This is a genomic window from Streptomyces sp. NPDC006430, from assembly GCF_040612395.1.
GTDB lineage: Bacteria > Actinomycetota > Actinomycetes > Streptomycetales > Streptomycetaceae > Streptomyces.
Map to the genome: position 1 here is coordinate 205,882 of NZ_JBEXQA010000011.1, position 14,390 is coordinate 220,271.

The window sequence follows — 14,390 nt, forward strand, 5'->3', positions numbered from 1 at the left end:
GAGGTGCCCCAGATTCTGGCGTGCGGAAGCAGGCTTTACTACCCGTCGGTAGGGCTCACCTTTCGAGCAACTCCGCCATGTCGCGCAGCCCTTGAGCCAAATCCCGACCGCTCGGTGCGTGCTCGGGGTCGGTCAGGGTCTGCACCATCACCCCGGTCAGCAGCGCGACGTGCACCGACCCGAGGACCCGTACGTCCTCCTCGGTGACCGCGTCCTCGGGAACCCCGCGCAACTGGGCGGCCACCATGCGCCGGGACCGGCGCTGGCCCTCGGCGAGGATCGCGAGCAGCTCGGGCGAGGACTGTGCGTGGACGAAGGCCTCGACGGAGGCGGTCCACAGCCAGCGCATGTCGCCGAAGTCCCGGATCTTGCGGTCCCAGGTGTCGGCGTACCGTTCCCGGGCGGTGTCGCCCTGGCCGGCGAGTCGGCCCGCCCCCGCGGCCCATTCGTCCATGGCCGCGAACAGCGCGAGGTTGAGCAGGGCCTCGCGCGAACCGAAGTGGTATCCGATGGCGGCCATGCTCACGTTCGACGCCGAGGCGATGTCGCGCACCGTCGTACGCAGGTACCCCTTCTCCTCCAGGCAGCGGCGCGCTCCGGCCAGCAGGTCCTCGCGATTTCCCATGGCGGGATCGTATCCGCGCCCCTTCTTGGGCAAGCGCGCAAGACAATCGTATTGCGCGCTTGCCCAAATCCTGTCAGGCTGCCACTGTCACCACGACGCGCCCACGACGCACACAGGGGAGAGCCAAACCATGCGCCACGAGCTGAAGATCGACGACCGCACGCTGTCGTACCTGGACTTCGGCGGGCCGGGCCGCCCGCTGCTCGCGCTACACGGAGGCATGTCCGAGGGATTCGCGTTCGCCGGCCTCGCCGAGGCCCTGGGCGACGCATGGCGGGTCATCGCCCCCGACCAGCGCGGCCACGGGGACTCCGACCGGGCCGCCGACTACACCCGCGCCGGGTACGTCAGCGACGCCGTCGCCCTGCTCGACCACCTCGGCCTCGACGCCCCCGTCGCCCTCCTCGGCTACTCCCTCGGCGGGCTCAACGCCGTCCACCTGGCCGCCGCCCACCCCCACCGGATCTCAGCGCTCATCGACGTGGACGCCGCCGTGGAGATCAACCCCGCCGGCAACGAGTGGATGGCCTTCCTCCAGGGCATGCGGTACACCGCGCCCACCCGGGAGGAACTCCTCGCCGCGGCCGGGCCGGTGGGCTCCCAGATCGTCGCCCAGGCGCTCCGCCCGCTCCCCGACGGAGGCTGGCGGCTGCCGTTCCACCCGCAGGACATGCTCGACTCCGTCGAGGCCTGCCGCGGCGACCACTGGGCCGCATGGCTCGGCAGCGAGTGCCCGGCGCTGCTGATCCACGGCACCCGCAGCGCGTCGCTCCCGCAGGAGCAGGCCGACGCGATGGTGTCCCGGCGCCCGGGGACCACGTACGCACCCCTCGACGGGGACCACTTCGTGCCGTTCACCGACCCGGAGGGGTTCCACGGGGCCATCGGGAAGTTCCTCGCCACCCTCTGACCCCGCCGACCCCTCTGACCCTTCTGGCCCCTCCGTCACGGGGGAACGGGGCGGCGGGGGGAACGCCGAAGGGGCGGCGGGCCGGAAGGCCCGCCGCCCCTTCGGGCGTGCTGCACGCAGGTGTTACTTGATGACCGTGATGCGGTCCGCCACCGGCGGGGCGATCGGGGTCGCCGCCGTCGACTTCGCCAGGTAGGCGTTGAAGCACTCCAGGTCGGAGGCGCCGTTCAGCTTGTTCTTGTGCTCCTTCAGGACGGTGAAGCCGTCACCGCCGCCCGCGAGGAACTCGTTCATCGCGACCCGGTAGGTCTTGGCGGGGTCGATGGCCGCGCCGTTCAGCCTCACCGAGTCCACGACGACGCGGTCCGCGCCCGTCTTCGTCATGTCCAGCGTGTACGTGAAGCCCTTCGAGACCTGGAGGATCTTCGGGTTCGCACCGTTGACCGGGCCGCTGACCTGCTGCTGGAGCGCGGTGATCAGCTGCGCACCGGTCAGGTCCACCACGTTCATCAGGTTGTTGAACGGCTGGACCGTGTAGGACTCGCCGTACGTCACGACGCCGTCGCCCTCGTCACCCGCGGCCTTGTAGGCGAGGTCGGCACGGATGCCGCCCGGGTTCGTGAGGGCCAGCTGCGCGCCGCCCTTGTCCGCCGGGGCCGTGGCCGCCAGCTGCGCGTCGACGAGCAGGTCACCGAGGGGCTTCTCGTACGCCTCCGTGCCACGGCCCGTGATGTCCGCCGAGATGTAGCCCATCGGACGGTTGGCGATCGGGGCGGCCAGCTTCTTCCAGCGGTCGATCAGCGCGGTCATGTCCGCGGCCTTGGGCTGCTCCCGGGTGACGACCTTGTTGACCGGCTTCGGCGCGGAGACCGGCGTGCGGACGATGTCCTTGGTCTGCCGGTCGTAGGTCAGCGTGGTGTCCGTGAACAGGCGGCCGTACGAGGCGGCCGAGGTCACCATGCGCGGATTGCCCGCCGGGTCGGGGATGTTGCACGCGTACGCCTGGTGCGTGTGGCCGGTCACCAGCGCGTCGACCTTCGGGTTCACGTTCTTCGCGATGTCCACGATGGCGCCCGAGATGCCCGCGCCGGCGCCCGGGGAGTCGCAGTCGTAGTTGTACGCGCCGTTCGCGGGCAGGCCGCCCTCGTGGATCAGCGCCACGATCGACTTCACGCCCTGCTTGTTCAGCTCCTCGGCGTACTTGTTGATCGTCTCGACCTCGTCACCGAACTTGAGGCCCTTGACGCCGTCGGCGGTCACGACGTCCGGAGTGCCCTCCAGGGTGACGCCGATGAAGCCGATCTTCACGTCGCCCTTCTTCCAGATGAAGGTGGGCGACATCAGCGGGCGCTTGGTCTTCTCGTCCGTGACGTTCGCGGCGAGGTACTTGAACTGGGAGCCCGTGAACTCCTTGCCGTACTCGAAGCACCCCTCGACCGGGTGGCAACCGCCGTACGCCATGCGGCGCAGCTCGGTCTTGCCCTCGTCGAACTCGTGGTTGCCGACGCTGGTGACGTCGAGCTTCAGGTCGTTCAGGGCCTCGACGGTCGGCTCGTCGTGGAAGAGACCGGACAGCATCGGGCTGCCGCCGATCATGTCGCCCGCCGCAGCGGTGACGGAGTACTGGTGGCCCTTGCGGGCCTCGCGCAGGCTGGTCGCCAGGTACTCGACACCACCGGCGGGGATCGCCTTGGTGGTGCCGTCCGCCTGACGCTCGGTCACGTTGCCGGAGGAGCCCTGCGGCGGCTCCAGCGTGCCGTGGAAGTCGTTGAACGACAGCATCTGCACGTCGACGGTGCGGCCCTTGGCGGCACCGCCACCACTCGCGGCACCGGCCGGGAACGCGCCCGCGACCATGGCTCCGGCGCCGGCCGTGACGGCGAGAGCGGTGAGGGTCAACCGGCGTACTCGGCGGTGTCGTTGTGGCGTCGCTGACATTTAGTCCCCTTTTGGACAGCGGTAAAACATGAGAGGTCGGCCGCAGCCTATGGTCAACGCGCGTAGCACGACAGGGGGTACCGGGTATCGAGCTGGTTACGTGCAGAAGACGGATCACCGCCCGGACCAGGCCCGCACACCCCCGCAGCCCCCTCCCGCAGTCGTACGCTCGACACATGACTGACGACGCAGCAGCGGCCCTGGAGCCGGGACGCCAGATTCAGACGCTCGACGAACTGACGGGAGAACAGGCCGACGCGGTGCTCGCCCTCATCGAGGACGCGGCACGCACGGACGGCACCACCGCCGTATCCGAGCAGGGCCGCCTCCAGCTGCGCGGCGGACGCCGCGAGGGGATCCGGCACTTCCTGCTCACCGAGAAGGGCCGGCTCACCGGGTACGGACAGCTGGAGGACACCGACCCGGTGGAGGCCCCCGCCGCCGAGCTCGTCGTCCACCCCGCACTGCGCGGACGCGGCCACGGACGGGCCCTGGGCTCGGCCCTCCTGGCCGCCTCCGGCAAACGCATCCGGGTGTGGGCACACGGCGGCAAGTCCGCCGCCCGCCATCTCGCGCAGGTCCTCGGCCTGACCCTGTTCCGCGAGCTGCGCCAGCTGCGCCGCCCGCTCGGCCCCGACGCTCCCCCGCTGCCCGAGCCGGTCCTGCCGGCCGGGGTGACGGTGCGGACGTTCGTCCCCGGCCAGGACGACGCGGCCTGGCTCGCGGTGAACGCGGCTGCCTTCGCCCACCACCCCGAACAGGGTGCGTTGACCCAGCGGGACCTGGACGACCGCATCGCGCAACCCTGGTTCGATCCCAAGGGCTTCTTCCTCGCCGAACGGGACGGGGAGCTCATCGGCTTCCACTGGACGAAGATCCACGCGGCGGAGCAGCTCGGCGAGGTCTACGTCCTCGGCGTCCGCCCCGGCGCCCAGGGCGGCGGCCTCGGCAAGGCCCTCACCGCCATCGGCCTACAGCACCTCGCCGCGGCGGGCCTACCGACCGCGATGCTGTACGTGGACGCCGACAATCCGGCGGCCCTCGCCGTCTACGAGGGCCTGGGCTTCAGCACCCACGAGGTGGACCTCATGTACCGCACCGAGAGCTGAGCACCACCGCGCCGTACGGGGCCCGCCGGCGCGCGGAGCCCCGTACGGGCGCATGTCGGGCGCGAAAACAAGCACTCGTGCACCATCCGGACCCTGGAAGCCATACGCCATTCACCGGACCTTAAGACGCGCTTGCGACTCTCCCCGCATGCAGCCCCGACTCCGACTGACGGCGAACGATTCCGACGCGCCCGTCCTGCCGCTTGCGCGGAAGAATGGAGTCATGAGCCACCAGCCCAGCGCAGGCCCCACCGAGGTCCCCGCACAGCACCCGTCTCACACGTCCGCCGCTGCCTCCACCGGCCCGGCGACCGCGCACGCGCGGATCGGGTCGATAGCCGCGCACCGCCCGCACCCCGGCCTCGAACCCGGTCTCGCCCCCGATCTCGACGCCGACCCCGACGCCTACGACGACAAGGACGGCGGCGAACTCCCCGCCGGACGGTTCCTCGACCGCGAGCGCAGCTGGCTGGCCTTCAACGAGCGGGTGCTCGAACTGGCCGAAGACCCCGCGACCCCGCTCCTGGAGCGCGCCAATTTCCTGGCGATCTTCGCGAGCAACCTCGACGAGTTCTTCATGGTGCGCGTCGCCGGCCTCAAGCGCCGCATCGCGACCGGTGTCGCCACCCGTTCGGCCTCCGGCCTGCAGCCCCGCGAGGTGCTCGACCTCATCTGGACGCGCTCGCGCGAGCTCATGGCCCGGCACGCCGCCTGCTTCCAGCAGGACATCTCCCCGCAGCTCGCCGAAGAGGGCATCCACCTCATCCGGTGGCCCGACCTCACCGAGAAGGAGCAGGCCCGCCTCTTCACGCTGTTCCGGAACCAGATCTTCCCGGTGCTCACCCCGCTGGCCGTGGACCCCGCGCACCCCTTCCCCTACATCTCCGGCCTCTCGCTGAACCTGGCCGTCGTCGTACGCAACCCCGTGAGCGGGCACCGCCACTTCGCGCGCGTCAAGGTCCCGCCGCTGCTCTCCCGCTTCCTGGAAGCCTCCCCGCAGCGCTACGTCCCCCTGGAGGACGTCATCGCCGCGCACCTGGAGGAGCTCTTCCCCGGCATGGAGGTGCTCGCGCACCACATGTTCCGCGTGACCCGCAACGAGGACCTCGAAGTCGAGGAGGACGACGCCGAGAACCTGCTCCAGGCCCTGGAGAAGGAGCTCATGCGGCGCCGCTTCGGCCCGCCGGTGCGCCTGGAGGTCGAGGAGTCCATCGACCCCGGCGTCCTGGACCTCCTCGTGCAGGAGCTGAACGTCTCCGCCGCCGAGGTCTACCCGCTACCCGGCCCGCTGGACCTGACCGGCCTCTTCGGCATCGCCTCCCTGGACCGGCCCGAGCTGAAGTACCCCAAGTTCATCGCCGGCACCCATCGGGACCTCGCCGAGGTCGAGTCCGCGTCCGCGCCCGACATCTTCGCCGCGCTGCGCGAGCGGGACGTACTGCTGCACCACCCGTACGACTCGTTCTCCACCTCGGTGCAGGCCTTCCTGGAGCAGGCCGCGGCCGACCCGGACGTCCTCGCGATCAAGCAGACGCTGTACCGGACCTCCGGCGACTCCCCGATCGTGGACGCCCTGATCGACGCCGCCGACTCCGGCAAGCAGGTCCTCGTCCTCGTCGAGATCAAGGCCCGCTTCGACGAGCAGGCCAACATCAAGTGGGCCCGCAAGCTGGAGGAGTCCGGCTGCCACGTCGTCTACGGACTGGTGGGCCTCAAGACCCACTGCAAGCTGTCGCTGGTGGTCCGCCAGGAGGGCGACACCCTGCGCCGCTACTCACACGTCGGCACCGGCAACTACCACCCCAAGACCGCCCGCCTGTACGAGGACCTCGGCCTGCTCACCGCCGACCCGCAGGTCGGCGCCGACCTCTCCGACCTCTTCAACCGGCTGTCCGGCTACTCGCGCCGCGAGACCTACCGCCGGCTGATCGTCGCCCCGCGCTCGCTGCGCGACGGACTGATCACGCGGATCGACAAGGAAGCCGCCCACCACCGGGCCGGCCGCCCCGCGTACGTACGGATGAAGATGAACTCGATCGTCGACGAGGCCCTCATCGACGCCCTCTACCGGGCCTCCCAGGCGGGGGTGCCCGTCGACATCTGGGTCCGCGGCATCTGTGCCGTGCGCCCCGGGGTCCCCGGACTCTCGGAGAACATCCGGGTCCGCTCGATCCTCGGCCGCTTCCTGGAACACTCGCGGGTCTTCGCCTTCGGCAACGGCGGCGAACCCGAGGTGTGGATCGGTAGCGCCGACATGATGCACCGCAACCTCGACCGCCGCATCGAGGCACTGGTCAGGGTCGCCGACCCGGCCCACCGCGCGGCACTGGACCGGATGCTGGAGACCGGGATGTCCGACTCCACCTCCTCCTGGCACCTGGGCCCGGACGGCGAATGGACCCGGCACAGCACGGACCACGAGGGCCAGCCGCTGCGGCACGTTCAGGAGATGCTCATAGACGCCCGGAGGCGCCGGCGTGGCTCTGCCAAACCATGACCTGACAGCGCGTGGACAGGGGTCCGCCGGAGACGTGCTCGGCACGTACCTGCGGGCCCAGGCCACCGCCTTTCTACGCGCGATGCGCCTGCACGACGAGAGCGCGGCGAGCCCCACCGGCACGGCCGGCACGGCCGACGCCTCGGGAGGCACTGATGCGGCGCGCAGCCTGCGGGGGGCTGCGCGCCGCATCAGCGGATCCCTGGCCACCTTCCGGGTGGTGACCGAGTCGTCCTGGGCCGACGGGCTGCGCACCGAACTGGTGTGGCTGTCCTCGACCCTGGCCGACGAGCACGCGTACGCCGCCCGGCTGGTCCGGCTGCTGGACGCACTGCACCGGCTGTCGGGCTCTCCCGAGGTGCCCGCGCCCCGAGGCACCTACGGTGCGCTGACGGTGGGCTCGGCACGGGCGGCTGCCCTGCTGGAGCGGCAGCTGACCCTGGCCCGGACCCGCGCCCACTCGGCGACCCTGCAGGCCATGGGCTCGTCCCGGTTCCACGCGGTCGCGGACGCGGTGGCGGTGCTGGCCTCCGAAGTGCCGCTGGACCCTATCGCGGCGCGGGGGCGGGTGAACGAGGTCCTGGTCCCGCTGGCGGAGGTGGTACAGACCCGGCTGGCGGCGGCCGTCTCGACGCTGCTGCCCGCCGAGGAGGCCCACCCGTACAACGCCGACCACGACGGTTCCTGGCACGAGGTGCGCCGGCTGCTGCGGGTCCACCGCTACGCCCGGGAGGTGCTGGGCGAGGACGTGGCCCGGTTGAAGGCGGCCGGCGAAGCCCTGGACCGCCACCGCGACGCCGCCGAGGCCGCGGCGGCTTCGGCGACCGCGGCCCGGACACCGCGGATCGCCCCGGCGACGGCGTACGCGCTCGGGGTGCTGCACGCCGACCAGCGGCACGAGGTGGAAGCCGCCCGCTTCAGCTTCCAGGACCTGTGGCAGCCGGTCGCGGCGACCGCCACCTGACACGGACCGAGAGCCATCCGAAGGCGCCCGGAGGCGTTCGAAGGGACGATGGAGACCACAAGGATCCGGCCAACCCTGCGCCGGCCCCGACACGGCCACCGGCCCTGACACCGGCCCGAAGACGGTCACATAACGGTAACGGCAGGACAACGGCGCATGACATTCCGGAGCAAACTCGACCATCCACACCAGGCCGTCCGCCACGGTTCACCCGCCGTTCACTCGCCCCGGTCGGCTGCTTCACCTGATCTGCCTAATTTCAGTGGTGCACGGAGCGCGTTACCGGCCAGATCCCGGGGCCGACCGTGCACCCGACGTAGTCCTCTTCGTAGTCCTCTTCGCACGCCGCCCCGATACAGAAAGCGGCCGGCGGCTTCTGGAAGGAACACCCGAAAGTGAAGCTTCAGCGCAAGAACCGGCTTCGTGCCTCCGCCCTCGGGGCCCTCGTCGTGTCCAGCGCCCTGGTCCTCACGGCGTGCGGCTCGGACGACAACACCAAGGACGGCGGCTCCGCCAGCGGCAAGCCGTCGGCCGCCGCTGCGGGCGACATCAAGTGCGACGGCGCCAAGGGCAAGCTCCTGGCCTCCGGCTCCTCCGCCCAGAAGAACGCGGTCGACCTGTGGGTGAAGGCCTACATGGCCGCCTGCTCCGGCGTCGAGGTGAACTACAAGTCGTCCTCCTCCGGTGAGGGCATCGTCGCCTTCAACCAGGGCACCGTCGGATTCGCCGGCTCGGACTCGGCGCTGAAGCCCGAGCAGGTCGAGGAGTCCAAGAAGATCTGCACCGGCGGCCAGGGCGTCGACCTGCCGATGGTCGGCGGCCCGATCGCCCTCGGCTTCAACGTCGCCGGCGTGGACAAGCTGAACCTGGACGCCACCACGATCGCCAACATCTTCAACGACAAGATCAAGAAGTGGGACGACGAGGCGATCAAGAAGCTGAACCCGGGCGTCACGCTTCCCTCCACCGCCATCCAGCCTTTCCACCGCTCCGAGGACTCGGGCACGACCGAGAACCTCGGCAAGTACCTCAAGGCCGCCGCTCCCGAGGCCTGGCCGTACGAGGCCGCCAAGAAGTGGCCGGCCCCCGGTGGCCAGGGCGCGTCCGGCTCCGCCGGTGTGGCCTCGCAGGTCAAGGCCGTTGACGGCGCGATCGGCTACTTCGAGCTCTCCTACGCCAGCGCGCAGAACATCAAGACGGTTGACCTGAACACGGGCGCCTCCGCCCCGGTCAAGGCCGCCTCCGACACCGCCTCCAAGGCCATCGCCGCGGCCAAGATCGCCGGCACCGGTTCCGACCTGGCGCTTAAGCTCGACTACACCACCAAGGCCGAGGGCGCGTACCCGATCGTCCTGGTGACGTACGAGGTCGTCTGTGACAAGGGCAACAAGGCCGAGACGCTCCCGACCGTGAAGTCCTTCCTGAACTACACCGCCTCGGACGCGGGCCAGAAGGTCCTCTCCGAGAACGGTTACGCGCCGATCCCGGCCGAGATCAACGCCAAGGTCCGCGAAGTCATCAACTCGCTGTCCTAACGACTGAGCCTCGGGTGTCGGGCGGCTCCCGTCCGAGCCGCCCGACACCCGAGGACCCTTCCCCTTCACCCGGGGGAATCCGGTGCACCGCCGCCAGGGGGCCCGCCCCCACACAGACCGGAAAGACCATGGCTTCCACCACACCCACCCAGATAGACACGGCTCCGCCTGTCTCCCGGAGCGGAAGGTCCACCGGCCGCGCCGGTGACAAGATCTTCGCGGGGCTCTCCAAGGGCTCTGGCATCCTGCTCCTGGTGATCATGGCGTCGATCGCCGTCTTCCTCACCTACCGCGCCTCGCTCGCACTGTCGAAGAACGAAGGAAACTTCCTCACCACCTTCGACTGGAACGCGTCGGCCAACCCGCCCGTCTTCGGCATCGCCGTCCTGCTCTTCGGCACCGTCGTCAGCTCGATCATCGCGATGGCCATCGCGGTTCCGATCGCCGTCGGCATCGCCCTGTTCATCTCGCACTACGCGCCGCGCAAGCTGGCCGCGCCCCTCGCGTACGTCGTCGACCTGCTGGCCGCCGTACCGTCGATCATCTACGGCATCTGGGGCGCCCTCTTCCTCGTCCCGCAGCTCGGCGGTCTGAACCTCTGGCTCGACGAGTACATGGGCTGGACCTACGTCTTCGACAAGACCCAGGTCGGCGTCGCCCGCTCGCTCTTCACCGTCGGCATCCTGCTCGCGATCATGATCCTGCCGATCGTGACCAGCGTCAGCCGCGAGGTCTTCCTCCAGGTCCCGCGCATGAACGAGGAGGCCGCCCTGGCCCTCGGCGCGACCCGCTGGGAGGTCATCCGGATGTCGGTGCTGCCCTTCGGCCGCTCCGGCGTCATCTCGGCTTCCATGCTCGGCCTCGGCCGCGCGCTCGGCGAGACCATGGCCGTCGCCACCGTCCTCTCCCCGAGCTTCCTGATCTCCGGGCACCTCCTGGACCCGGGTGGCGGCACGTTCGCACAGAACATCGCCGCGAAGTTCGACGAGGCCAACGAGTTCGGCCGGGACGCGCTGATCGCCTCCGGCCTGGTCCTCTTCCTCCTCACGCTGCTGGTCAACGGCGCGGCCCGCCTGATCATCGCTCGCCGCAAGGACTTCTCGGGGGCGAACGCCTGATGAGCCACGCAGTTCAGGACCAGCGCCCCGTCCGGGCCCGCAAGTCCGCCGCCCCCTCCGGCCTCACCCGAGGCGGCCTGCCCCGCTGGGCCCCGGCCGGGATCGCGGTCCTCTCGATCGCCCTCGGCTGCGGCATCGGCGCCGTCGCCGGCCTCAACAGCAAGATCCAGTGGGGCCTGATCTCCTCGCTCCTGTTCGTCGCGATCACGTACACCGCCAGCGCGGTCGTCGAGAACCGCCGCCAGGCCAAGGACCGCGTCGCGACCTCCCTCGTGTGGGTCTGCTTCGTCCTCGCCGTCATCCCGCTGCTCTCGCTGATCTGGACCACCGTCAGCCGCGGCCTGAAGGCACTCGACGCGAACTTCCTCAGCCACTCGATGAACGGCGTCACCAGCTTCGAGGAGGGCGGCGGCGTCTACCACGCGCTGCTCGGCACCATCGAGCAGGTCGCCCTGGCCACCCTGATCGCCGCGCCCATCGGCCTGCTGACCGCCGTCTACCTGGTCGAGTACGGCCGGGGCTCGCTCGCCAAGGCCGTGACCTTCTTCGTCGACGTGATGACCGGCATCCCCTCCATCGTCGCGGGCCTGTTCATCCTGACGACCTGGAACCTGATGCTCGGCTTCGGCCCGTCCGGTTTCGGCGGCTCGATGGCCCTGTCGATCCTGATGATGCCCGTCGTGGTCCGCTCCACCGAGGAGATGCTCAAGCTCGTCCCGAACGAGCTGCGCGAGGCCGCGCTCGCCCTCGGCGTACCGAAGTGGCGCATGATCCTCAAGGTCGTGCTGCCCACGGCCATCGGCGGCATCGCCACCGGAGTGATGCTGGCCGTCGCCCGCATCGCCGGTGAGACCGCCCCGATCATGCTGCTGGTCTTCGGCACGCAGCTGATCAACGGGAACCCCTTCGAAGGCGCTCAGTCCTCGCTCCCCCTGTACATCTGGGAGCAGTACAAGGTCGGCAGTGACGCCTCCTACGACCGGGCATGGGCCGCAGCGCTCGTCCTGATCGCCTTCGTCATGATCCTCAATCTGGTGGCCCGCGGCATCGCCCGCTGGAAGGCCCCGAAGACCGGTCGCTGACGCGACTCATGAAAGCGAAGTGACCCTCATGGCCAAGCGAATCGACGTCAGCGGCCTGTCCGCCTTCTACGGCAACCACAAGGCCATCGATGACATCTCGATGACCGTGGAGCCCCGCTCCGTGACCGCCTTCATCGGCCCCTCCGGCTGCGGCAAGTCCACCTTCCTGCGCACCCTGAACCGCATGCACGAGGTCACCCCCGGCGGCCGGGTCGAGGGCAAGGTCCTCCTGGACGACGAGAACCTGTACGGCCCCGGCGTGGACCCGGTCGCGGTCCGCCGCACGGTCGGCATGGTCTTCCAGCGCCCGAACCCCTTCCCCACCATGTCGATCTTCGACAACGTGGCGGCGGGCCTGCGGTTGAACGGCAGCTTCAAGAAGTCCGAGCTGACCGAGATCGTCGAGAAGTCCCTCCAGGGCGCCAACCTCTGGAACGAGGTCAAGGACCGCCTGAACAAGCCCGGCTCGGGCCTCTCCGGCGGCCAGCAGCAGCGTCTGTGCATCGCCCGCGCCATCGCGGTCGAACCCCAGGTCCTGCTCATGGACGAGCCCTGCTCGGCCCTCGACCCGATCTCCACCCTGGCGATCGAGGACCTGATCGGCGAGCTCAAGGAGCGCTTCACGATCGTCATCGTGACGCACAACATGCAGCAGGCGGCCCGCGTCTCGGACCGCACCGCCTTCTTCAACCTGTCGGCAGTGGGACAGCCCGGCAAGCTCGTCGAGATCGACGACACGGACCGGATCTTCTCCAACCCGTCCGTCCAGGCGACCGAGGACTACATCTCGGGCCGCTTCGGCTAAAGAGCGTCCTGCGGTGCTGCATGGCGGTGCCACCGCAAGGCGAAATGAGAAAGGGCCGGCTCCCCCTGGGTGGGGGGAGCCGGCCCGCTTTCGTGTCCGTCCGCGTACGTGCCCGTCCGCGTACGTGTCCGTCCGCTTTCGTGCCCGTCCGCGCTACCGGACCTAACCGACGAAGGCCAGGTCCACGATCCAGAAGCTGAGCGCGGCCACCAGGGCAGCCGCCGGCATGGTGATGAACCAGCCCATGATGATGTTCTTGGCCACGCCCCAGCGGACCGCATTGACCCGCTTGGTCGCGCCCACGCCCATGATCGCCGAGGTGATCACGTGGGTGGTGGAGATCGGCGCGTGGAAGAGGAACGCCGAGCCGAACATGATCGAGGCGCCGGTGGTCTCCGCCGCGAAGCCCTGCGGCGGGTCCAGCTCGATGATCTTGCGGCCGAGCGTACGCATGATGCGCCAGCCGCCCGCGTACGTACCCAGCGACAGCATCACGGCGCACACGATCTTGACCCAGATCGGGATCTCGGAGCCCGCGGTCTGCAGCTCCGCGATGGTCAGGGCCATCATCACGATGCCCATCGTCTTCTGCGCGTCCTGAAGACCGTGGCCCAGGGCCATGCCGGCCGCGGAGACGGTCTGCGCTATGCGGAAACCACGCTTGGCCTTGTGCGGGTTGGCCCGGCGGAACATCCACAGGATGACGACCATCACCAGGTAGCCGACCAGCAGGCCGACGACGGGCGAGACGAACATCGGGATGACGACCTTGTCGACCACTCCCGACCAGATCACCTCGGTGCCGCCGGCGAGCGCCGCACCCACCATGCCGCCGAACAGCGCGTGCGAGGAGGACGAGGGCAGGCCGAAGTACCAGGTGATCAGGTTCCAGACGATCGCGCCGACCAGGGCCGCGAAGAGGATCCACATGCCCTGGTTGCCCTTGGGCGTCTCGATCAGCCCCTCGCTGACCGTCTTGGCGACCCCGCTTCCGAGGAAGGCGCCGGCGAGGTTCATCACCGCGGCCATCGCGAGCGCGGCACGCGGGGTCAACGCACGGGTCGAGACCGAGGTCGCGATCGCGTTCGCCGAGTCGTGGAAACCGTTGGTGTACGTGAAACCGAGCGCGACACCGATGGTCACGATCAGAGCGAAGGTGTCCACGTGGTTCAGGACTCCTTGACCGCGATGGTCTCCACCGTGTTCGCAACGTGCTCGAACGCGTCGGCCGCCTCTTCGAGCACGTCGACGATCTGCTTGAGCTTCAGCACCTCGATGGCGTCGTACTTGCCGTTGAAGAGCTGGGCGAGCAACTTGCGGTGGATCTGGTCGGCCTGGTTCTCAAGGCGGTTGACCTCGATCCAGTACTCGGTCAGGTTGTCCATCGTCCGCAGGTGCGGCATGGCCTCGGCGGTCAGCTCGGCCGCCCGCGCCAGCACCTCGATCTGCTGCTCGACGCCCTTGGGGAGCTCCTCGACCTGGTAGAGGACGACCAGGTCGACGGCCTCTTCCATGAAGTCCATGATGTCGTCGAGCGACGACGCGAGGTTGTAGATGTCCTCGCGGTCGAACGGCGTGATGAAGGAGGAGTTCAGCTGGTGGAAGATCGCGTGGGTGGCGTCGTCCCCCGCGTGTTCCGCTGCCCGCATCCGCTCCGCGATCTCGGCTCGGGCGGAGGAATCCGCTCCGAGCAGTTCCATCAGGAGCTTGGAGCCCGTGACGATGTTGTCCGCGGATGCGGCGAACATGTCGTAGAAGCTCGTCTCCCTGGGGGTCAGACGAAATCGCACGTGGGGTCCTCGGGGTG

At 69.5% G+C, this 14,390-nt stretch carries 12 protein-coding genes and 2 pseudogenes; 9 read left to right on the top strand and 5 right to left on the bottom strand.

The features are described 5' to 3' along the window. Nucleotides 1–55: 55 nt before the first annotated feature. Complete coding sequence (locus tag ABZZ20_RS18945; protein ID WP_356870833.1) at nt 56–625, bottom strand: helix-turn-helix domain-containing protein; 570 nt, start codon at nt 623–625, stop codon at nt 56–58. A gap of 130 nt (nt 626–755) precedes the next feature. Between ABZZ20_RS18945 and ABZZ20_RS18950 the strand changes: the two genes are divergently transcribed. Continuing rightward, nucleotides 756–1,535, top strand: coding sequence for an alpha/beta hydrolase (locus ABZZ20_RS18950; protein ID WP_356870835.1), 780 nt, complete (start codon nt 756–758; stop codon nt 1,533–1,535). A gap of 123 nt (nt 1,536–1,658) precedes the next feature. On the opposite strand, the gene ABZZ20_RS18955 is transcribed toward ABZZ20_RS18950, so the two are convergent. Beyond that, nucleotides 1,659–2,345: a 5'-nucleotidase gene (locus tag ABZZ20_RS18955; protein WP_356870930.1), complete on the bottom strand. Its 687-nt coding sequence runs from the start codon at nt 2,343–2,345 to the stop codon at nt 1,659–1,661. Between the two features lie 65 nt (nt 2,346–2,410). Here ABZZ20_RS18955 and ABZZ20_RS18960 point away from each other — a divergent pair. Continuing rightward, a pseudogene (locus tag ABZZ20_RS18960) lies at nt 2,411–2,461 on the top strand (hypothetical protein); the annotation flags it as partial. Between the two features lie 88 nt (nt 2,462–2,549). Here ABZZ20_RS18960 and ABZZ20_RS18965 read toward each other — a convergent pair. Beyond that, nucleotides 2,550–3,473 (bottom strand): annotated as a pseudogene (locus ABZZ20_RS18965) (bifunctional metallophosphatase/5'-nucleotidase); the annotation flags it as partial. A 176-nt stretch (nt 3,474–3,649) separates the two neighbouring features. Here ABZZ20_RS18965 and mshD point away from each other — a divergent pair. The 7 genes from mshD to pstB all read left to right on the top strand — a co-directional run bounded on the left by mshD (nt 3,650) and on the right by pstB (nt 12,583). Next, nucleotides 3,650–4,582, top strand: coding sequence for a mycothiol synthase (gene mshD / locus ABZZ20_RS18970; protein ID WP_356870837.1), 933 nt, complete (start codon nt 3,650–3,652; stop codon nt 4,580–4,582). A 223-nt stretch (nt 4,583–4,805) separates the two neighbouring features. Then, nucleotides 4,806–7,079, top strand: coding sequence for an RNA degradosome polyphosphate kinase (locus ABZZ20_RS18975; protein WP_356870839.1), 2,274 nt, complete (start codon nt 4,806–4,808; stop codon nt 7,077–7,079). Continuing rightward, complete coding sequence (locus ABZZ20_RS18980; RefSeq protein WP_356870841.1) at nt 7,060–8,043, top strand: CHAD domain-containing protein; 984 nt, start codon at nt 7,060–7,062, stop codon at nt 8,041–8,043. The genes ABZZ20_RS18975 and ABZZ20_RS18980 overlap by 20 nt, the downstream gene beginning before the upstream one ends. Before the next feature lie 395 nt (nt 8,044–8,438). Then, a complete protein-coding gene (pstS, locus tag ABZZ20_RS18985) occupies nt 8,439–9,578 on the top strand; it encodes a phosphate ABC transporter substrate-binding protein PstS (protein ID WP_356870843.1) in 1,140 nt (379 codons plus the stop codon). Between the two features lie 128 nt (nt 9,579–9,706). Beyond that, nucleotides 9,707–10,696 carry a phosphate ABC transporter permease subunit PstC gene (pstC, locus tag ABZZ20_RS18990; RefSeq protein ID WP_356870845.1) on the top strand — a complete coding sequence of 330 codons (990 nt, stop codon included), beginning with the start codon at nt 9,707–9,709 and terminating at the stop codon, nt 10,694–10,696. Further along, entirely contained in the window at nt 10,696–11,778 is a 1,083-nt protein-coding gene (gene pstA / locus ABZZ20_RS18995; RefSeq protein WP_356870847.1) for a phosphate ABC transporter permease PstA, read from the top strand. The genes pstC and pstA overlap by 1 nt, the downstream gene beginning before the upstream one ends. A 28-nt stretch (nt 11,779–11,806) precedes the next feature. Then, entirely contained in the window at nt 11,807–12,583 is a 777-nt protein-coding gene (pstB, locus tag ABZZ20_RS19000; protein WP_356870849.1) for a phosphate ABC transporter ATP-binding protein PstB, read from the top strand. 162 nt (nt 12,584–12,745) lie between these two features. Here pstB and ABZZ20_RS19005 read toward each other — a convergent pair whose 3' ends face one another. Continuing rightward, complete coding sequence (locus ABZZ20_RS19005) at nt 12,746–13,747, bottom strand: inorganic phosphate transporter (RefSeq protein ID WP_356870851.1); 1,002 nt, start codon at nt 13,745–13,747, stop codon at nt 12,746–12,748. Nucleotides 13,748–13,752: 5 nt separating this feature from the next. Then, nucleotides 13,753–14,373: a DUF47 family protein gene (locus tag ABZZ20_RS19010; protein WP_030157116.1), complete on the bottom strand. Its 621-nt coding sequence runs from the start codon at nt 14,371–14,373 to the stop codon at nt 13,753–13,755. Nucleotides 14,374–14,390: the final 17 nt, after the last annotated feature.